This is a genomic window from Rothia sp. HMSC071F11, assembly GCF_001809115.1.
GTDB lineage: Bacteria > Actinomycetota > Actinomycetes > Actinomycetales > Micrococcaceae > Rothia > Rothia dentocariosa.
This window is the reverse complement of record NZ_KV795730.1, coordinates 261237-279672: the sequence shown is the minus strand read 5'-3', so window position 1 is coordinate 279672 and position 18436 is coordinate 261237. Positions and strand designations below refer to the sequence as shown.

The 18436-nt window shown below is 53.6% G+C and carries 17 protein-coding genes and 1 tRNA gene; 13 read left to right on the top strand and 5 right to left on the bottom strand.

Going from position 1 to position 18436, the window contains the following annotated elements:
- The first annotated feature begins 271 nt into the window (after positions 1–271).
- Positions 272–1654, top strand: coding sequence for an NAD(P)/FAD-dependent oxidoreductase (locus tag HMPREF2554_RS02180; protein WP_070553776.1), 1383 nt, complete (start codon positions 272–274; stop codon positions 1652–1654).
- A gap of 70 nt (positions 1655–1724) precedes the next feature.
- Positions 1725–1798, top strand: a tRNA-Leu gene (locus HMPREF2554_RS02175).
- A 219-nt stretch (positions 1799–2017) separates the two neighbouring features.
- Here HMPREF2554_RS02175 and HMPREF2554_RS02170 read toward each other — a convergent pair.
- Both HMPREF2554_RS02170 and HMPREF2554_RS02165 read right to left on the bottom strand, forming a co-directional pair.
- Positions 2018–2440, bottom strand: a complete 423-nt coding sequence (locus HMPREF2554_RS02170; RefSeq protein ID WP_013398575.1) for a DoxX family protein — start codon at positions 2438–2440, stop codon at positions 2018–2020.
- A gap of 233 nt (positions 2441–2673) precedes the next feature.
- Positions 2674–3876, bottom strand: coding sequence for a GmrSD restriction endonuclease domain-containing protein (locus tag HMPREF2554_RS02165; RefSeq protein WP_013398576.1), 1203 nt, complete (start codon positions 3874–3876; stop codon positions 2674–2676).
- Between the two features lie 227 nt (positions 3877–4103).
- Between HMPREF2554_RS02165 and HMPREF2554_RS02160 the strand changes: the two genes are divergently transcribed.
- Complete coding sequence (locus HMPREF2554_RS02160) at positions 4104–5006, top strand: Cof-type HAD-IIB family hydrolase (RefSeq protein ID WP_013398577.1); 903 nt, start codon at positions 4104–4106, stop codon at positions 5004–5006.
- Between the two features lie 22 nt (positions 5007–5028).
- On the opposite strand, the gene HMPREF2554_RS02155 is transcribed toward HMPREF2554_RS02160, so the two are convergent.
- Positions 5029–5637 (bottom strand): TetR/AcrR family transcriptional regulator, encoded by a 609-nt coding sequence (locus HMPREF2554_RS02155; RefSeq protein WP_013398578.1) that lies wholly within the window; start codon positions 5635–5637, stop codon positions 5029–5031.
- A 101-nt stretch (positions 5638–5738) separates the two neighbouring features.
- Between HMPREF2554_RS02155 and HMPREF2554_RS02150 the strand changes: the two genes are divergently transcribed.
- From HMPREF2554_RS02150 to ilvA, 4 genes are all read left to right on the top strand, one after another.
- Positions 5739–6956: an MFS transporter gene (locus HMPREF2554_RS02150; protein WP_115333583.1), complete on the top strand. Its 1218-nt coding sequence runs from the start codon at positions 5739–5741 to the stop codon at positions 6954–6956.
- Positions 6957–7148: 192 nt separating this feature from the next.
- On the top strand, positions 7149–8111 hold the full coding sequence (locus tag HMPREF2554_RS02145; protein WP_004006077.1) for a Bax inhibitor-1/YccA family protein: 963 nt from the start codon (positions 7149–7151) through the stop codon (positions 8109–8111).
- A gap of 148 nt (positions 8112–8259) precedes the next feature.
- Positions 8260–9606 carry an AI-2E family transporter gene (locus HMPREF2554_RS02140; RefSeq protein WP_013398581.1) on the top strand — a complete coding sequence of 449 codons (1347 nt, stop codon included), beginning with the start codon at positions 8260–8262 and terminating at the stop codon, positions 9604–9606.
- A 128-nt stretch (positions 9607–9734) separates the two neighbouring features.
- Positions 9735–10988, top strand: coding sequence for a threonine ammonia-lyase (ilvA, locus tag HMPREF2554_RS02135; RefSeq protein WP_013398582.1), 1254 nt, complete (start codon positions 9735–9737; stop codon positions 10986–10988).
- A gap of 84 nt (positions 10989–11072) precedes the next feature.
- Here ilvA and greA read toward each other — a convergent pair whose 3' ends face one another.
- On the bottom strand, positions 11073–11570 hold the full coding sequence (gene greA, locus HMPREF2554_RS02130) for a transcription elongation factor GreA (RefSeq protein ID WP_004006080.1): 498 nt from the start codon (positions 11568–11570) through the stop codon (positions 11073–11075).
- 169 nt (positions 11571–11739) lie between these two features.
- A complete protein-coding gene (locus tag HMPREF2554_RS02125; protein WP_013398583.1) occupies positions 11740–12201 on the bottom strand; it encodes a DUF4307 domain-containing protein in 462 nt (153 codons plus the stop codon).
- Positions 12202–12398: 197 nt separating this feature from the next.
- Here HMPREF2554_RS02125 and mca point away from each other — a divergent pair, with 197 nt between their 5' ends.
- The 6 genes from mca to HMPREF2554_RS02095 all read left to right on the top strand — a co-directional run bounded on the left by mca (position 12399) and on the right by HMPREF2554_RS02095 (position 18330).
- Positions 12399–13361: a mycothiol conjugate amidase Mca gene (gene mca / locus HMPREF2554_RS02120; RefSeq protein WP_070553774.1), complete on the top strand. Its 963-nt coding sequence runs from the start codon at positions 12399–12401 to the stop codon at positions 13359–13361.
- A gap of 216 nt (positions 13362–13577) precedes the next feature.
- The gene (locus tag HMPREF2554_RS02115) at positions 13578–13889 is read left to right on the top strand and encodes a hypothetical protein (protein WP_244864667.1); all 312 of its coding nucleotides are present in this window, start codon (positions 13578–13580) and stop codon (positions 13887–13889) included.
- Positions 13876–14694, top strand: coding sequence for a polyprenyl diphosphate synthase (gene uppS / locus HMPREF2554_RS02110; protein WP_013398586.1), 819 nt, complete (start codon positions 13876–13878; stop codon positions 14692–14694). The genes HMPREF2554_RS02115 and uppS overlap by 14 nt, the downstream gene beginning before the upstream one ends.
- Before the next feature lie 6 nt (positions 14695–14700).
- A complete protein-coding gene (locus HMPREF2554_RS02105; RefSeq protein ID WP_013398587.1) occupies positions 14701–15234 on the top strand; it encodes a prepilin peptidase in 534 nt (177 codons plus the stop codon).
- Between the two features lie 41 nt (positions 15235–15275).
- Complete coding sequence (locus tag HMPREF2554_RS02100) at positions 15276–15797, top strand: NUDIX hydrolase (RefSeq protein WP_013398588.1); 522 nt, start codon at positions 15276–15278, stop codon at positions 15795–15797.
- 553 nt (positions 15798–16350) lie between these two features.
- Entirely contained in the window at positions 16351–18330 is a 1980-nt protein-coding gene (locus HMPREF2554_RS02095; RefSeq protein ID WP_013398589.1) for an S-layer homology domain-containing protein, read from the top strand.
- The last annotated feature ends 106 nt before the right edge of the window (positions 18331–18436 follow it).

The window sequence follows — 18436 nt, the reverse complement described above, 5'->3', positions numbered from 1 at the left end:
TCATTCATGAGCAGTTTTCCTTACTTCGCATGCCTACATAAATGTGTTTTCCTCGAGATAAACGCGTAAAATAGTGGTATACAACATGCAGGAAAAATAGTGTTTTCGCGTTTGCGGCACCGAGTGTCGAGGCTTGCGGAGAAAGCTTAAGAATTTCTGTTCGTTCACATGTCCATGTATCCTGCACCCCCGGGAAGCGCATGTGAACGTATCATTGAGTGCTCGCGCGCTAAAGCGTGGCGGGTAAACAAAATCTAGGAAGTAGCAATATATGTCGTTTCATAAGGCACAGGATCGTCCCCGTATTCTTATTGTCGGTGGTGGCTACGTAGGCTTTACCGTCGCCAAGAAAATTCAGAAGGCTATCAAGCAGACCGGTGGTGTGGTAACCATCGTAGAGCCTAACCCCTATATGACTTACCAGCCGTTCCTGACCGAAGTCGCTGCGGGTTCGATGGAAGGCCGTAACGCTACCGTTCCGCTCCGCCAGCATCTGCGCGATACCGAGTTGATTCCTGGGCATGTTGTCTCCGTTAACCATGCAGAGCGTACCGCTACGGTCGAGCCTATCGACAATGGCGAACCCTTCGAGCTGAAATACGATGAGATCGTTCTTGGTGCTGGTGCCGTGACTCGTGCATTCCCAATCCCCGGTCTTGCCGAAGTTGCTATCGGCATGAAGACTGTCGAAGAAGCCGTCTCTGTGCGTAACTGGGTGCTGGAGCGTATTGAGGTTGCATCCGTACTTGATGACCCCGATGCACGCCGCCGTGCCCTGACCGTCGTCGTCGTCGGCGGCGGTTTCGCCGGTGTTGAGACCATCTCCGAACTGGAAGACATGGCTCGCGAAGCCGTTAATCGTAACGACCGTTTGAGCGTATCCGATCTGCGCTTCGTGATGATCGAAGCTGCGCCGCGCATCATGCCGGAGGTTCCCGAAGACCGCGCCGAGAAGGTTGTGGCTGAGCTTCGCGCTCGCGGCATTGAGGTTCTGCTCAATACCTCCCTCTCAGACGCTACCGACGGTCACCTGCAGCTCATCAACATGGCGGATAAGTCGCCCGCCGGTGAGATGGATACCGATACCCTCATTTGGACTGCTGGTGTTGCTGCATCGCCGATGCTCAAGAATACCGACTTCCCGATCGACGAGCGCGGACGCGTTCGCGTGAACGCAGATCTGCGTGTGGCTGGCGATAATGGCGTGGTCGAGGGCGCTTGGGCTGCTGGCGATAATGCTGCCGTTCCCGACCTTTCTGGAGGCGGCGTGGGCGGCTTCTGCGTACCGAACGCACAGCACGCATCCCGCCAGGCTTTGGTTCTCGCCAAGAATATTCTGGCATCACGCCGTGGCGAGCCTCTGACCGACTACTACCATGAGACCATCGGTGTGGTTGCCGGTCTAGGTCTGTGGAAGGGTGTTGCAAACTTCAAAGGCAAGACCTTTGCAGGTCCGCTCGCGTGGATCATGCACCGCGGCTACCACGGTTCTGCAATTCCCACGACCGAGCGTACTGTGCGCGTTATGACGACCTGGGCACTCAACCAGCTCTTTGGCCGTGACACCACGACGATTCGCCACCAACGTTCCCCGCGTCTCGCTTTCCAAGAGGCCACCGGAACGGCACCGGCGAAGACTAAGGCAAAGCTCTAAACGAGCCTAATAGCGTCGAAACCCGCAAACTAATGCTATTCTTAGTAGTGGTCTTGCGGGTTTAGACTTTGCCCCTATAGCCCAATTGGCAGAGGCAGCGGACTTAAAATCCGTCCAGTGTGGGTTCGAGTCCCACTGGGGGCACACTATAATAGCCCGTCGCATCCAATGTGTATTCGGATGTGACGGGCTATTTGTATGCCTTGGGAGACGAATGTGTCTCTACCTTATGAGAAGCATGGGATCGCCGGGTAGGGGAAGAGAAGCCACGGTATATAAAGAAGGCACCGCCAGCGATGACGGTGCCTTCAGGATGGGTAGATGAATGAGTGATAGATACGTTCTAGAAGAACGCTCAGGCGGTTAAGCCTTATTGCGGCTGAAGAACGAATCTAGTGAGTACCTGCCTCCACCGGTCAGAATGAACATGATGGCTGCCATACCCAAGACGAAAACGTACTCGAAACCTGCGCCGGTCTTCTGGTCGGTGATGAATGGGTCGTTGATGTGAACAAAAATAAAAGCACCTGCCATAGCGATTGCGATGGCAGCTGCGGCAAAACGAGTTCCTAAACCAAGGATTAAGAGAGTTCCGCCAATAAGCTCGGCACCAATGGTAAAGTACGCCGAAAGCTCGGGCGCAGGAATACCCATTTTGGCGAACGCTGCACCTTCTGCTGCGGGACCGATCAGGAATGCCTTCTGGAAACCGTGCATGACAAAGGTGAAGCCCAACGCTACACGGAAAATCAGGGTGCCAATAGATTTAGTTATTTCATTCTCCATGACTACAAGGTTGTCACGTAAAGTTTTATCAAGTAAAGGTAAACATCTATAAATCTTTTTTACACAGGTTCTACACAGCTTAAACACAGGTTCGGCGTGATGCTGCACTCTTAAAGCACCTGTATGGGTTTCAAGATGAAGAATTGTGACAGTAGACCCCCGTCCTTACTGCTTGTCAAGGCGGGGGTATATGTATCTGTAGGGGAGTGCAGACGGAGGTAAGGCTTAGAGACTTAGCGTGACTCGCATGCTATGCCGTCACCGTCACGATCAAGATGCTCGGAATATCCCGGTGCGCCTCGGTGCATATTACGATACCCCGCAGCACGGGCATCATCGCAGGTTTGGAAAGTTAGGGCCGGGGCGGGGTTCTGCTCCTGCGGCGAATCTGCCTGGGGCACAGGAGCGGGGGCATCAGGCACAGGCTTCGGAGCGGGTGCTTCTGCGGCTCCTGCGCAGGGTGTAAGAACGTTGATCATAGCCTCTTTTTCGGCTGGTTTGACCCACAGGTGGTACTTAGCTTTCACCCGAATCTGACGTGCCACATAAGAGCAGCGGAACGATGCGTTTGCTGGCAGCCAGGTGGCGGCATCCGAATCGCTTTTCTGTTGATTCGCAGGGCCATCAACTGCCAGAAGGTTTTCGGGATCATTGGCGAGTTGTAAGCGTTCTTGAGCCGAAATCTCCTGAGCGCCCGACTGCCAGGCATCAGAAAGCGCCACCACGTGGTCGATCTGAACCTGCTCCGAGGTATCTTTCCCGCGCATGAAATTAATGACCTTCCCGGTGTAAGGATCGTTAAGAATGCCCGAGATCACCACGCATCCGCGAGAGTTTTTGTGCTGTTTTGCGGTGAGATCCCGGTTGAGAATGTCATTGCGGGTATCGCATCCGTTATGGTCGATATCGCTCCAGGCATCTCCGAACTGGGCACGGGAGTACCCGGTCTTAGGAGCGCGGCCTTTAACGGGAAGGGTATTGAGGATGCGCAGGGCCTCACTAGCCTCGTCAGATCCTATAGGCGCCGTTCCCTGAGGCTTGATGGAGCTGGTATCAGGATTGACTATAGTGACGGTTCCGGGGCGAACTTGGGAACCCTGATGAGCCGTCGAAGTATCGGCATTATTCTCTTCAGGTGATTCGCCTACCTCGGTCACGGTGGGTGTTTGCTCCGAATCCTGCGCGGAAACCGTGGGTTGCTGTGAGGCCTCCGCGCTTTGTGAAGAAGCAGAAGAATGTTCAGCTGAGGAGGTGCTGGACGCAGAGACGGTAGACTCAGAAATTGTGATAGTTTCAGAGGAGCATCCGCTCAGTGCAAGTCCTAGGGCTAGAAAAGCTGCGGAAAATCTTGTGCCGAGTTTCAAGGAACGCCCTTGATCTGATGCAGAGGACCAAAAAGCATGCGCATTGGAGCGCGATGACAGTATTTTTAACATCAATGATTCCTAGAGATTGTATGTGTGCATAGAGTGAATGCTTTTCACAGTATAGAAAGAAAACGTCTGTAAAGGGGGAATTTTGGTGATGTCACGCGATTTATGTATATAAAGAAACTAAAATTAATGGAAAAATGTGCGGAGCAGAACGATATTCTCTCTCGCATACAGTCAGCTTGTGTTTATAAACGTAGCCTTTGTACATGCCGATTATTAGAGGAACCCCGATGCCCACACAGCAGGAAAACCGCAGCAACAAGCCCGTGCGTATGGTTGCCGTAGATATGGATGGTACTTTCCTGAATGATGATAAGACGTTCGATGTTGAGCGTTTTGAGAGAATCCTAACCTGCTTGTCTCGGCATGGAATTTATTTTGTGGTAGCAAGCGGAAATACCTACACGAAATTACGCCAGTATATGCATGGTTTTGAACATCGAGACATTATTTATATCGCAGAAAATGGTGCCTATGTAGCGGATGATTCCGGGGAACTTGCGGTGCATCATTTTGCTACTGAGGACTTGCCGCGTGTGTACGAGATACTGAACGGTATGCCTCAGTTTGGGATCGTTGTGTGTACGGCAGAGAGCAGCTTTATACTGGAAAACCGCGAAAAAACGGTTATGAACATTATCCGGGACTATTTTGAGGTGCAGGGTAAGCCGTTGCCGCAGAATATCGATCCCTTCGCTTTTGCCAGTATGTTTTATCCCGGAACCGAGCGTATTAGCTCTTATGAGCAGGTGCGTGGTGTTCCCATCAAATTTTCTCTGCAAGTAACGCATCGGGATCTGCCGGATGCTACAGCACAGTTACGGCGCACCTTGCCGAAGACGGTAACCCCGCTCGTTAGTGGTTTCGGTGCCATTGACCTGGTGCGTGCTGGTGTGAATAAAGCAACGGGGCTGAAAGATCTGTGTGAGCGTTTGCGGATAACCCCTGCTCAGATAGTGGCCTTCGGTGATAGCGATAACGATCTTGAGATGCTCTCGTTCGCCGGTACCGGTGTGGCAATGGCCCACGCTTCAGACGAGCTCAAGACCGTGTCTCAGCGGGTGATTGGCTCGAATAATGACGGTGCGGTGCTCGACTATTTAGAGAGCATGCTCGACGAATTAGACGGGTAAGCCCCCGTACCAATAAAGGAGTTTAGCTCTTATCCGACTTGCAATGTGGGTTCCCTAGCCTCCGCGCTGCCTCCACCACGGCGGCGCGACGTTTGCAGTGCTCCTCTTCGGTGGGCTCGCCGCAGAGCATGCGAGATACCTGCGGCATGGCCGACCACCACCCCACGATAGCGAGAATAAAAAGTACAAGATAGGTGGCGTCTATATCGTCCGTGACGGAACCTGCCTCTTGCCCAGCGCGCACCGCATTCGCTTTGAAGGTGTAGTGACCGCGCCTGTATTTCTCATGGGGGACTTCACCATCAATTGTGAGGGATTCCCAGCGCAGCAGACGCAACAGATCGGGATGTTCACGGTGATAGTCGTACATGCGTCCGGCGTAATCACCAATATCTTCGGTGGCAAGCGACGTAAGACCGACGACTTCGGCAACTTGGTCTAGTTCTTCGTGCAGAATAGCCTTGAAGAGTTCTTGTTTGTTCCCAAAGTAGTTGTAGATACGCTCCTTATTGACCTTCGCCCTCTTGGCGATACGCTCCACGGTCGTCCCATCGGGGCCGTGCGCGGTAAATTCGGCGAGAGCCGCATCTTTGATCTTTTGTTTCGTACTTTCGGTATCCCAAGCCATCATCTGTAATACTCGCTTTCGACACTTCCAACGTTATGGTTGCAATTTACGCCTTAATGGTACTAGGGTTAATTCCAACGCTTTCGTTGGATTGGAGTTTACTCATGTATCACCATGCAGAGAACACGACAACAAGGACCACTACATCGGCCTCTTCAACCTCCGAAGAATATCCTGCTACACGAACTGCGGTGGTAATTCTGGTATCCACGGCACTGTTCGTCTTAGCACAGTTATATGCTTCTATACCGCTGCTCGCCCCGGTCTCGTCTGCCTTTCGAGCTAACGCAACGTTCGCCCTGTCGCTGTGCTTCAGCCTTGCTTACGCCGTGGGATTTCTTATATGGGGACCGGTTTCGGATCGTTACGGACGAAAAAAGGTTGTGGTTCTCTCCCTGAGTGTGCTTACCCTCACTACCCTTGGATGCGCCTTCGCCCCTACGCTCGGCGTGCTCACTATTCTGCGGGCCTGCCAGGGGATGGCTGCCGCCGGATTTGCACCCGTTGCCCTAGCATATCTCACGGAATCTGTACTGCCTGCCGGGCGAGCACGACCTATCGGTGCAATGTCCACTGCGTTCTTGGCGGCTGGAATTTTTGGGCAAGTATTCGCCTCTATTATTGCCCTAAGCCTTGGCTGGCGATGGTTCTTCGGGGTGTGCGGTCTTATCTTTATCGGAACCGTTTCTCTGGTTCTGTGTACGATGCTTGAGCGCCCCCGCACTGGACAAACGACATCGTTGTGGAAACAATATGTGACTCTCGGTTCCCTCTCTATCAAGCCTATTTTCCTCTTGTACGGTCTTGCCCATATAACCCTTCTTCTCGTCTTCGTAGCCTTGTATACGGGGCTGGGGCGGCATCTTGAAACCCTAGGCGTTGCGGCATCCGGCATTGTTTGGGTGCGTCTTGCTGCCTTTCCGGCAATGCTGATAAGCCTTTATGCGGGTTCTTATGCGAAAAAATATGGGGTACTTCGCGTGGCGCAGCTTGGATACGTTTTATCTGTTCTTGGGCTGCTGGGTGGGGTACTGTGCGCGCAGGTACTTGCTGGCATCGTCGTATGCAGCCTTATCTATGTTGCGGGTGTTGCTTTAGCGATTCCCTCGATGATTACTCTCTACGGCGATGCGGCGGCACCGCATCGTGCCAGCGGTATGGCGCTTAACGGTTTTGTTCTGTTCGTGGGAGCAAGCCTGGGCCCTGTTATCGGCGCGTTACCCTTAGCGTTCACCACTCTCATACTTTTGCTGGTGGGTTTCCTAATTCTGGCTCTGCTTTCACTCGCGGCTGCTTCGCGAATCAACAACCGGCTAGTTTGAGGAGGATCATGATTTTGAGACCCTGCAGAAGTCTTAAACTGTGGGGGAGTACAGCTTAGGGTGAAAAAGACATGATGGCACCTCAAAATTACCCTGGAATATGAGCTTTTATGGAGGAATAATCCCCGGAATTTCTCAGAATTCGATAGAATATTGAGAAACTCTTTGTAAATCTCACCGAAGGAGAGAATGATGGCGGGTAACCCGTTTATTAATTCAATCGCCAAGCAAAATAGGCAAGGCGATCCCCGTTTCGGGCGTTTTGGTGCGGGTGGTTCCTCGTCGCAGGGTCAGTATCAGGCACAGCCGAACTACTCCAGTGAACCGCAGCAGTACGGTCAGCAGACCTACGGGTATGGTCAGCCGCAGCCGAACCAGTATGCTCAGTACGAGCAGCCTTATGCTCAGCCGCAGCAGGCGAACTATGACCAGTACCAGCAGGCGCAGTACGATCCGTATGCACAGCCCGGCTATGCTCCCGTTGCCGAGGGCGACCGCCTCACCATGAACGATGTGATCATGAAGACCGGTCTGAACCTGGCTCTTGTGGTGCTCGGTGCCGCAGTTTCCTGGTATCTGCCCTACCTCATGTTCGTGGGACTTATCGCAGGTCTGATCCTGGGTATCGTTAACGCCGTCAAGCGTAAGGTTTCCCCGGCTCTGGTTATGCTGTACTCCGTGTCCGAGGGCCTGCTTTTGGGTGGTATATCCGGTCTGCTCAATAAGAGCTACCCGGGCATCGCTATTCAGGCTTTGCTGGCAAGCGTGATTGTCGCCGGTCTTACCTTGGCTCTCTTCGCAAACGGTAAGATCCGTGCTACTCCGAAGATGACCAAGATCTTCATGATCGGTATGTTCGCTTACCTGATCTACGGCATTGTTTCCTGGCTTGGTGCGGGTCTGTTTGGTTCGCCCCTGGGCAGCCTGAGCATCGGCGGTATTCCGCTGGGTCTGATTGTGGGGCTGTTTACTGTTGCTATGGCAACCTACTCGCTTCTGCTGGACTTCACCAACACTGCCGAGGCGGTGGAAGCAGGTCTTCCCGAGCGCGAGTCATGGCGTTTGGCATTCGGCCTGACCGCATCGCTGGTCTGGCTGTACATTGAGATTCTGCGTATTCTCATGTACATCAACGAGATGGTCAACAGGGACTAACAGCATTGAGGATACGGCGGTACTCACAACCGGTGGGTGCCGCCGATTCTTTGTTTTGAGCCTGCTAGACTTGCGGAATAACTATATGCCGCAGCAACGGCATGGGCGAGAGACGATTTCTATAGCACCGACTTTTCAGGAGATTTGAGTGAGCGAATCCGTAGCCGGACAGAGCACCGGCAGCACGCATCAAAACCTAACGGCAGGGGAGAGTGAACAGGATGTGCGGGCACAGAAATTAGCCCGTACCGGCGTACCCTACGCTCTTAATACTGCGGCGGCCTGGTCGTGGCGTCTGATCGTAGTGGTCGGTGCCGTGTGGCTTGTATGGCAGGGGCTTTCAAAGGTATCTCTGCTGATTATTTCGGCGATGGTGGCTGCGCTTTTGGCTGCGCTTCTAAGCCCCGCCGTGTACGCTATGCGTAAGCACGGTATTCGTGCTGGTGGCGCGACCGCTATTGCCGAACTCGGCATGATTTTAGGAATTGCCGCTTTACTGGCCCTTACCGGGCAGCAGCTTGTGCGGGGGTTTGTCTCGCTTACCAACAACGCCATTCAAGGGTATCAGCAGCTCGTGGACTGGCTTAAGGGCATGGGGTATGAGCTGGGCGCTGATCAGCTTAACCAGATTCTTAATCAGATAGAACAGGCGGTGAGCAATAACCCCTCAACCGTTTTGCGGAGCGTATCAGAGGTTGGTTCTACCGCTGCAGAGTTTGCCACCGGCGTGCTTATTACTCTTTTTACCCTCGTCTTCTTCCTGATGGAGGGAGAGCGCATCTGGCTGTTTATCGTCAAGCTCTTCCCACAACAGGCACGCGATGCGGTGAACGGCGCGGGCCGTGCAGGGTGGAAGTCCTTGGGCGCTTATGTGCGGGTGCAGATCTTGGTGGCCGCTATTGACGCTGTGGGCATTGGTGTTGGCGCCGCCATTTTGGGGGTTCCGCTGGCGATTCCGCTGGGCGTTCTGGTTTTCTTAGGGTCTTTTATCCCGGTTATTGGTGCTCTTATTTCTGGGGCGGTCGCCGTTCTGCTGGCACTGGTAGCTTTGGGGCCGGTTCAGGCGCTCATTATGATCGGCATTGTGCTGTTGGTGCAGCAGCTCGAATCGCATATTCTGCAGCCGCTCATCATGGGTAAAGCGGTCTCGCTGCATCCGCTCGCCGTGATTTTTGCGGTGGCAGGCGGGTCCATGATTTTCGGTGCAGCGGGTGCACTATTTGCGGTTCCCGTGCTCGCCGTTGTGAACTCGGTTGTGCGCTACTTGGCTGCACGGCAGTGGGAGAATGACCCGGAGTTGCGCCGTGAAGAGTTCCTCTTCCCGTATGAGGTTGAGCGCCGTGAGAAATCAAAAAAGCGTGAAGAAAAAGCACAGAAGGTTGTTGCGCAGGCGCGGGAAGCGATTCGTGGTGAAGACGATTCCGAAGGCACCGTACCTGAGACTAGCTCTACACAGGCGACTAAAACCGTCTCGCCTTCCAAGGACGATACGTAATTGTGCAGTTCCCCTCCAGAAAAGCCCGCGTGAGATGAACAACGCGGGCTTTTCTGTTCTGTATTAGGCTTCTTCATCGCCTAAAATAGAGGGCAGAAGCTGATGAGAGCGTAAAGAACGGATCCGATGTGAACGCACCCCTAACCGATCTACCCGTAACCCTGGAGAATATCGAGACAGCAGCGTCGCTCCTCGACGGGGTTATCGAGCGAACCCCTGTGGCGCATTCTCGTGCCCTGAGCCTCAAACTGGGGTCGGAAGTTTTCTTCAAATGTGAGAATTTGCAGCGTGCGGGCTCCTTCAAAGTGCGTGGCGCCTATGTGCGCATGGCAAAACTCAGCGATGCAGAAAAGAAGCGCGGCGTGGTGGCCGCATCTGCGGGTAACCATGCACAGGGTGTTGCTCTCGCAGCGGCGAAACTGGGTATCAAGGCGCGTATTTACATGCCCCTAGGTGCAGCCCTTCCGAAGGTGACCGCAACCCGCGACCACGGCGCCGAGGTCGAACTGCACGGTACGACCGTGGACGAGGCGCTGGCTGAAGCAAAACGCTATGCCGAAGAGACCGGCGCGGTGTTTGTGCATCCCTTCGATAACGAAGATATTATTGCGGGTCAGGGAACGATCGGATTAGAAATCCTGGAACAGGTGCCTGAGGTCGATACCATCATTGTGGGCGTTGGCGGAGGTGGCCTGCTTGCTGGTCTTTCGGCGGCGGTCCGTGCGAAGGAAGAACAGTTGGGTAAAAAGATCCGCATCATTGGTGTGCAGGCTGAGCATGCGGCGGCATATCCGCTTTCCTTGGCTGCGGATGCGCTTGTCCCGTTGAAGAAGGTCTCGACGATTGCAGATGGCATTGCGGTGGGACGCCCCGGTCAGTTGCCGTTTTCCATTATCAAGAAGCTTGTCGACGATGTAGCGACGGTGAGTGAAGACGATATCGCCCGGGCCCTTATCTTCTTGATGGAGCGCAATAAGCTGGTGGTTGAACCCGCCGGATCGGTTCCGGTGGCGGCGCTTATGAACGGCAAACTCAAGGAAACATACGGCGATCTGGGAACTGTCGTATGTGTGCTCTCGGGCGGCAATATTGACCCGATGCTCATGCTGAAGGTGATTCAGCGTGGTCTTTCGGCGGCGGGTCGGTATATGACGATTAAGATGATGCTCTCAGACCGTCCGGGTGAGCTGGCGACGATCTCGCGCATCATTTCGGAGAATGACGCGAATGTTACTGGCGTGGATCACACGCGCGTAGGCGGTTCTCTGTCGATGGGCGATGTCTCCATTACGATCGATATGGAAACCAAAGGCGTGGAACACTGCCGTCAGGTTATCTCGGCTTTGGAGGAAGAAGGCTTCAAACCCATCGTGGTGTACTAATTTTGAGAGGTCATCTGCGCAGGATATAAAGGTGGGGTTCGGTCATATAACCGAACCCCACCGTGCGTTTAAAGCTTCGTGATTCTAACCCTGGAAAGGCTTGACTGAAACAATCTTCGCGGTCAATTCCTTACCGTTAGGGGCAAGATAGGTGACCTCATCACCTTCTTTTGCCCCCAGAATCGCCGCACCCATCGGAGACTTTTCCGAGAAGACCTTCAAATCAGAGTTGGCGGGCAGAGTCTCCTCGATTTCGCGAGAGCCCAGCAGGAACTTCATAGAACGGGAAGCTACTTCGGCCTCAATAACCATGCCGAGGGCAACCACACCGTCATCGCTGGGGGCGTCTCCTACCTGGGCGTTTTCCAGAAGATGCTTAAGCTGGTTGATGCGAGCTTCGTTTTTACCCTGTTCATCGCGTGCCGCATGGTATCCGCCGTTCTCACGCAAGTCTCCCTCGTCGCGAGCGGCGGCGATGCGGTCAACGATTTCTTGACGATACGGACCTGAGAGATATTCAAGCTCCTGAGTCAGCCGATCGTATGCGTCCTGAGTGAGCCATGCGCCGTTGCTTTCAGCCATGCTTCTCCTTTGGTTATGCTCCGGTATAAAACCGGCGCGTTGGTCTGGGGGTTCTCCCCTGGAAAGTATCACCCTATTCTAGGGCAGAAAGTACACATGCCCTAAATATCTGAGTGTTAGGGCGTGTATCATTTCGCTGAGCGCTCACCGAATCGTGGGTGTGATACGGCTATTTAAGCCGACAGGAATCCACGGTAACCGTGGTTGCCTCCGAGAGTATGCGCAGGTTCGCGCTGTGTTGTGTGACTCGGGTGTTGCCCTGCTCTGCGCTGTTAGGACCAATTTCGACGTCGGCCCATCCCACCGCAACACGGGAAGAATTAAGCGCCTTAAGCGAACAAACCGCGGTGTCTTGTGGGTTTTTAGAGAGTTCAAAACGCCCCTGTGCCTCGTCATTGCTGATGAGGGTAAACCCGGTATCGCGTGCACTTGGGCGGGATTGAGAATCCATCTGTACCCACACCACAAAAGCGCCCGCCACAACCGTAACACAGGCAGCAAGAAGCACCCACATTCGCGTGGAGAGGGCACGCTGCCGAACAGGTTTGGCACCATAGCGCTGCGCTAGGGTATCGGCATGAGAACCGGTAGCTGCCGTTTCGCTCGCCTGCGTGTGTGAAGGATCTGTCATAGCTTTCTTCTCGTGGTGTCTAGTGGACGATGCGGTACAGAAGATGGTCTGCACCACGATACTTTACACCGTCATAATGCTTCATTTAGGGTGGTTTTCTTGCGCTATTTCTGTATGATTACACTTTTAGGAGATGCTCTTAATCTCTACCATTTTAAACCCCACAGTATAAGCCCTTTGTCATCATAAGGATTAACGTGAGCGACGCGCTAGAAAAAATCAAAGCAATTCTGCCTGAACATCCCGCAGTGCAGGATCTTAAACCTCTTGATGAGGAATACGCAGGGCTGCGTATCCTAGCCGTCCACGCTCACCCGGACGACGAATCCTCTAAAGGTTCCGCGACTGCTGCCGCTTATACCTCCCGCGGCGCCCGCTATATGGTTGCCACTATGACAGGCGGTGAACGCGGGGACATCCTCAACGAAGAAATTCGTAACGCTCCCAGAGCACACCGTGACCTGCCCGGATTACGCCGCACCGAAATGGCTCGTGCTGCTGAGATTTTAGGCATCGAACATCGATGGATAGGGCTCATGGACTCCGGTCTGCCCGAAGGCGACCCTCTTCCCCCACTTTCTTTCGGCAGCTTCGGTACACTGCCTCTCGAACAGGCCGCCGCACCGTTGGTAAGACTCGTACGCGAGTACAGGCCTCATATTATTCTCAGCTATGACGAGGTGGGGGGATACCCGCATCCCGACCACATCATGACCCATAAGGTTGCCGTCGAGGCCTACGAAAAGGCTGGTAACCCCGAAGCATACGTGGGGGAAGGCGAGCCCTGGAAACCCCTAAAGCTTTATTATGATCGTGCCTTCAACCCCGAACGCACCGTCGCTCTGCACGAGTACCTGCTCGATCAGCGGGGCGAGAGCGTCTTTGAAGGTTTCATCGAACATATGGCGCACCGCTTCAATGATGCACAAGACGGCACCAGGCACGAAACCACCACGCGAATTCTCTGCAGTGACTACTTCATCCATCGCGATCAGGCGCTTTTATCGCACTCCTCACAGGTGGATCCGCAAGGTATTTTCTTTGCGATCTCTACCGATGAGCAGAAGCATATTTGGCCCTGGGAGGACTATACACTTATCGACTCGCGGGTGCCGGTAACCCTGCCGGAGCATTCCCTGAGTGACGGTATATTTTTCTAGCCTATAGCCTCCGTAAGCGATCATGCGGTGCCCCTTGGCGATGCAGAGGCTTGCGGGCCTTGAGTACTGTGAACATAGCTAAACTCTTGGCGCATTCCCAGCTGAAACATGAACCTCAGGCGGGAATATACAAGATGTCACGCGGTAGAATGAAGACTTAGACAATCACACATGACCGGCTTACCGCTAGAAACCGGAATGTTCAGAAGGATAGTCATGAGCCACCTCATTCTTGATACGCTCGCCACAGTCCCCGACCTTGTGGCATTTGCCGCTCACGGTGTTGCGCTTGCAGCAGATAACACCCCAGCCGCCAACCCCGATGGGTCTGTTGCAGGTTCGCCCGGTATTGGCGGTTTCTTTGCAACTGCGGCGCTATCCCTCCTTGTCATTATTCTTGGCATCGACATGACCAGGCGCACTCGCCGTCTACGATACCGCGCACAATACGCTGCTGCTCAAGAAGCTGAGCAAGCTCAAGCCCAGCAGGATGCAGAGTCCGAGGACGATCAGCATGACGCCCGCTGATACTCTGGCGCTGCCCGTTATTACCGTGCATGGGGTTCCCTCTGAACCGGGAACCTCCCCGGAACCGAGCGTCTATGAACGCTCTATGGCAACTTCTTTAACCCCGCAGATGCTTCCTACACACATCGGTGTGCTGGTGGACGGCAACCGGCGTTGGGCCGCACAGCGGGGGCTGAGCACCCGTGAGGGGCACGCGGCAGGAGCCGAGCGCATCATTGACTTTCTGGGCTGGTGCGCCGACTTGGGCATACCGCAGGTCACGTTGTATATGCTCTCAACCGAAAATCTCAAGCGACCCGCCGATGAACTTACCGGGCTTATTGCCGTTATCGACGAATTTTTGCAGCGGCTGCATACCGCGCAGCAGGGGCCCGTGCACGCGGTTGGTAATGTTTCCCTTATTCCCCACGAGCTTCGCAACACCCTGGAGCGGGTTATAGAAGAGACCGCGCCCTTGCCTGGGGTGCGCGTGAATATCGCGGTTGGCTATGGCGGACGTCAAGAAATTGTGGATGCGGTGCGTGAACTTATTCTTGACGCTGAGGCTCAGGGCCGCTCGATGCGAGACCTGGCAGATACCCTGAACGTTGAGGATATTTCGCGTCGCTTGTACACCCGCGATATGCCCGATCCTGACTTGCTGATTCGTACCTCTGGTGAGCAGCGCCTTTCGGGCTTTCTGACCTGGCAAAGCGCCTACTCGGAATTCTATTTCTGTCAGGCTCTCTGGCCTGATTTTACGCGGGTAGATTTCTTGCGTGCCCTGCGGGATTATGCGGGTCGCACCCGCCGCTTTGGATCTTAGCCACTCATGCTTCAAGAACTCTCGAAACTCTTTACACAGGGAGTATCCGGCTGGATCGCCGGTATTCTGCTGATTCTTTACCTGCTGTACGCAGCTGGGTGTACGGTAAAACTATGGGGCTGGGATCTGCGAAAACACAGGCTACCAAACCGCATCGTATTTCCTTTCGTGTTTGCCACCCACACCGCTTTGCCGGTTATTGCTGCTCTGAGCGGTCAGTGGGGAACTATCCTGCGTGTATGGGGGAGTGGTCTTGTACTTTGGGCCTTCTACGTCCTGATGAGGATGCTCTCCTTCGGGGCGCTGGGCCGAGGGGACGTGAAACTTGCTCTCGCGCTTGGCGGGCTCATTGGCTACTTCTCGTGGGCTAACCTATTGTGGGCGACGTTGGTTACCTTTGTTGTGGGCGGATTATGCGCCGTGGTCTTGGTACTGAGCAGGTCCGTTACACGGCGCACCCGCATAGCCTTCGGACCGTTTATGCTGATAGGAATGATAGCGGCGGTTTTGGTGCCAAGCTACTCATTCCTATCGTTCTAAAGGCCTCGGGCCAAAACCACCGATCGACGAAAGGATCTTTGATGCCTACCCCCGAGTACATCGTGAATTTACGCAAGAAAATTGGTCACGAATATTTATGGCTTTCGGGCGCTACCGCAGTGATCCGTCGCGATGAGGATGGCAAGGTACTGCTGGTTAAACGCAGCGATAACGGCAGGTGGACTCCCGTGACGGGTATTGTCGATCCTGGCGAGAACCCGGCGCTTACCTGCATACGTGAAGCCTATGAGGAGGCGGGCGTGCGTATTGAGGTTCTAGAGCTTGCTCAGGTCAAGGCTGACCCCGCGATGCGCTTTAGCAACGGGGATCGCTGCCAGTTTTTAGATCACACGTTTTTGTGCCGGTGGGTATCCGGGCAGGCACGAGTGAATGACGAGGAATCTTCCCAGGTGCGATGGGTAGATGTGACGGATCCTCAGGAGCGTTCTATGCTCTCTGAGCGGATGCTTGACCGCATTGATGCGGCGCTGAACTATGACGGACATTGCCGTTTTGACTATGTATCTCACGCTCCCAAAGATGAACCTGAATCCTCTCGGTAACCGTCAATACTCCCTCTAATACACCCTTAAGCCGATAGCCGCGCGCCCGCATAATACCTGTTTGCTATGCGTTGAAGACCATGTGTACTCCCAAGGTTGTATCTGAGTATTTTTCTCGTACTTACCGTTGTTCATATCTGAGAAAAATAAAAATGGGGGTTTTATGCATTAATTTCGGTTTCTTGTAAAAATCTAAAATCTATAAATTATAGAAGGTTACCACCGAAAATATCTATAAATTTTTCAGATGTAGCACACCGTTAAAAAATAAGCCTATGCGTAATATTGTGATAATGAACATGTGGTGTATTTATGAAAAGTATATGTTGCTTTATGGGGTAGATATTGTTGATATATCAGCGAAGTAGGTTGTGTGATGGGGTAATATTTATAGCGTGTACATTGCTGGGATAAGAATTAAATTATGTTCCAAAAGAAATTTTTAAATGGGAAAACCCTGTATTTTGAGTTAAAGGTTTGATAAGGTGAATATGAGTGTTGAGAGATTTAACTCGCTCACTCCCAACCACATCTATACAAATGGAGAATAATAATGTCTCTTATCTACCCTACAAACAATTCACCTAACGAATCGCCCGGAAGAGCCAGAAATGCTCTCGGACGTAGCGCCTGTGCCCTCGTGGTGGCAGGCGCTTTAGTGCTTCCGCTGACCCCAGCGGGAGCTGTCACCGATCCTGGTGCTTCAACCCCTGCATCCTCCGCTACGGTGACCCCGCAGGTTGTGGCCGATCAGGAACCTCAAGCAACTCCGCAGCTCGTGGTCGAAACCCCCGATGAAGTCAACCCCTACTACGGGAAGACGCTCAAAATCAAAGGAACCGGTTTCTACGGTGTGGCGGCAGATCAGCAGGTCAGCCTCAAAGTTACCCCTTCAGATACACCAGCTAATTCCCCATATTTCACTACGGAATACGGCGTATATAACCTGGGGTATGTGAATGTTCCCGCATCGCAGATTCATGACGGAACCTTTGAGGTCTATTTGAATACCCAGCCGCTGCCGCTGAATGATTTCCATCCGGAACTCGATTATGTCGTCACCAGTACCCTGACCTCGACAACGCAGCAGGCGCAAGGATATGAAATCTTGCCCACCACAGCATACAACACCCAGGCACCGGTGCTGATCGCACGCCAGAACACCAATCTGGAAGTCGAGGGTAAGCCTAACTCGTTGGTGGAAGACTCCGTGAAGGTGCGCGGTACCGGCTATGACCCAAAGTTTATTCCTCAAGGCGGATACTTGCAGGTTTCTCTTATTGAGGGTGATTGGCCCAGAGGTCAGGTTGTTACTCAGGAAAGAACCGTGTCATCGGTGAAAGTTTCTGCCGAGGAGCTCTCGCAGAGCGGCCTCTTTGAAACTGCGCTTCCCTATCCGGCAGGTCTGGATGCACGCCGCAGCTACCGCATCGGAACCCAGGTCATTAATCCCGACGGAACGTTGGCAAACAACGCTCTGACCGAATACCTGGATGTTGAGTTTTCCTCGGAGAGTAAAGCACCGCAGCTGAACGTGAGCGTTCCCGCCGTGACCCCGACTGCCGATACCGAGATCACCGTGACCGGTACCGGGTATTACGGTTCTGGGAACGCCGAGATACAGGGGCAAAGTATGAACCTCGTTATTAACGAGATAGACCCGAAGACTGGCAAACCAACGGGCGCAGTTCTCACTCATCCAGTGGATTATACCTACCGGGTGGAAGAGAAAGACCTCTACGATGGCTTTACCGACGGTACCTTCCAGACCACCTTCACCATTCCCGCGAATACCCTCAAAACCGGGCACGTATACGAGCTTAGTACGGGGGTATATCCAAAGGACCTGAAGGACGATGTTATCTTCGAAGCCCACCAAAAACTCCCGTTAACGACTGCGGATCAACCGGTTCCAAATCCCAAACCGGCAGAGCCCCAGCCGGGCCCCGAACCCGCGCCAAACCCCAAGCCCGCACCCGGTGAGAAACCTACACCCGAATCGGATTTCAAAGATGTGCACGATCGTACCGCACACCGCGATGCGATTCTTTGGGCTTCGCAGCGACAGCTCGTCGATAGCGCGGACGGCTATTACCGCCCCTACGACGCTATAACCCGCGAACAGGCAGTTGTGACCCTCTACCGCCTGGCAGGAAGCCCTCAGGTTACTCTTCCGCAGGAGTCTCCCTATGTGGATGTTACCCCGGAACACCCGCACTACCGGGAGATTATTTGGGCACGCGAACGTGGTATCAGCTTCGGTTGGAGTGACGGTCATTTCCGCCCCGAGGCGGCTGCATCTCACGCCAGTATGGCTGCGTTTTTGTACCGTTACGCTGGGGAACCTGGCGTGAACCTACCGGAACAATCCCTATATGCCGATATGACGGCTGATTCCCCGTTCTACCGAGAGAGTACCTGGTTGAAGAAGAAGGGTCTTGTTTTCTGGTCTGAAAGCTGGTTCCAGCCCGATGGTGCCGTTACTCGCGCCGATTTTGCGGAACTTATCTATCAGTACGAACAAGGCAAATAGACCGAGCAAAATTCTGAGATAGAGATTTATCTATCCGTCCGCACCGCGGGCCTTAGCTCAAACGTTGAGGGGTTTCTACACATCGTGTAGAGGCCCCTCAACTATG

Excerpts from the sequence above, each read along its gene's own strand:
- HMPREF2554_RS02105 (WP_013398587.1), top strand. The coding sequence starts at position 14,701 with ATGCTTCAAGAACTCTCGAAACTCTTTACACAGGGAGTATCCGGCTGG.
- HMPREF2554_RS02145 (WP_004006077.1), top strand. The coding sequence starts at position 7,149 with ATGGCGGGTAACCCGTTTATTAATTCAATCGCCAAGCAAAATAGGCAA.
- HMPREF2554_RS02165 (WP_013398576.1), bottom strand. The coding sequence starts at position 3,876 with ATGTTAAAAATACTGTCATCGCGCTCCAATGCGCATGCTTTTTGGTCC.
- HMPREF2554_RS02125 (WP_013398583.1), bottom strand. The coding sequence starts at position 12,201 with ATGACAGATCCTTCACACACGCAGGCGAGCGAAACGGCAGCTACCGGT.
- uppS (WP_013398586.1), top strand. The coding sequence starts at position 13,876 with ATGACGCCCGCTGATACTCTGGCGCTGCCCGTTATTACCGTGCATGGG.
- HMPREF2554_RS02150 (WP_115333583.1), top strand. The coding sequence starts at position 5,739 with ATGTATCACCATGCAGAGAACACGACAACAAGGACCACTACATCGGCC.
- HMPREF2554_RS02100 (WP_013398588.1), top strand. The coding sequence starts at position 15,276 with ATGCCTACCCCCGAGTACATCGTGAATTTACGCAAGAAAATTGGTCAC.
- HMPREF2554_RS02180 (WP_070553776.1), top strand. The coding sequence starts at position 272 with ATGTCGTTTCATAAGGCACAGGATCGTCCCCGTATTCTTATTGTCGGT.
- HMPREF2554_RS02160 (WP_013398577.1), top strand. The coding sequence starts at position 4,104 with ATGCCCACACAGCAGGAAAACCGCAGCAACAAGCCCGTGCGTATGGTT.
- HMPREF2554_RS02170 (WP_013398575.1), bottom strand. The coding sequence starts at position 2,440 with ATGGAGAATGAAATAACTAAATCTATTGGCACCCTGATTTTCCGTGTA.
- HMPREF2554_RS02095 (WP_013398589.1), top strand. The coding sequence starts at position 16,351 with ATGTCTCTTATCTACCCTACAAACAATTCACCTAACGAATCGCCCGGA.
- HMPREF2554_RS02155 (WP_013398578.1), bottom strand. The coding sequence starts at position 5,637 with ATGATGGCTTGGGATACCGAAAGTACGAAACAAAAGATCAAAGATGCG.
- HMPREF2554_RS02115 (WP_244864667.1), top strand. The coding sequence starts at position 13,578 with ATGAGCCACCTCATTCTTGATACGCTCGCCACAGTCCCCGACCTTGTG.
- greA (WP_004006080.1), bottom strand. The coding sequence starts at position 11,570 with ATGGCTGAAAGCAACGGCGCATGGCTCACTCAGGACGCATACGATCGG.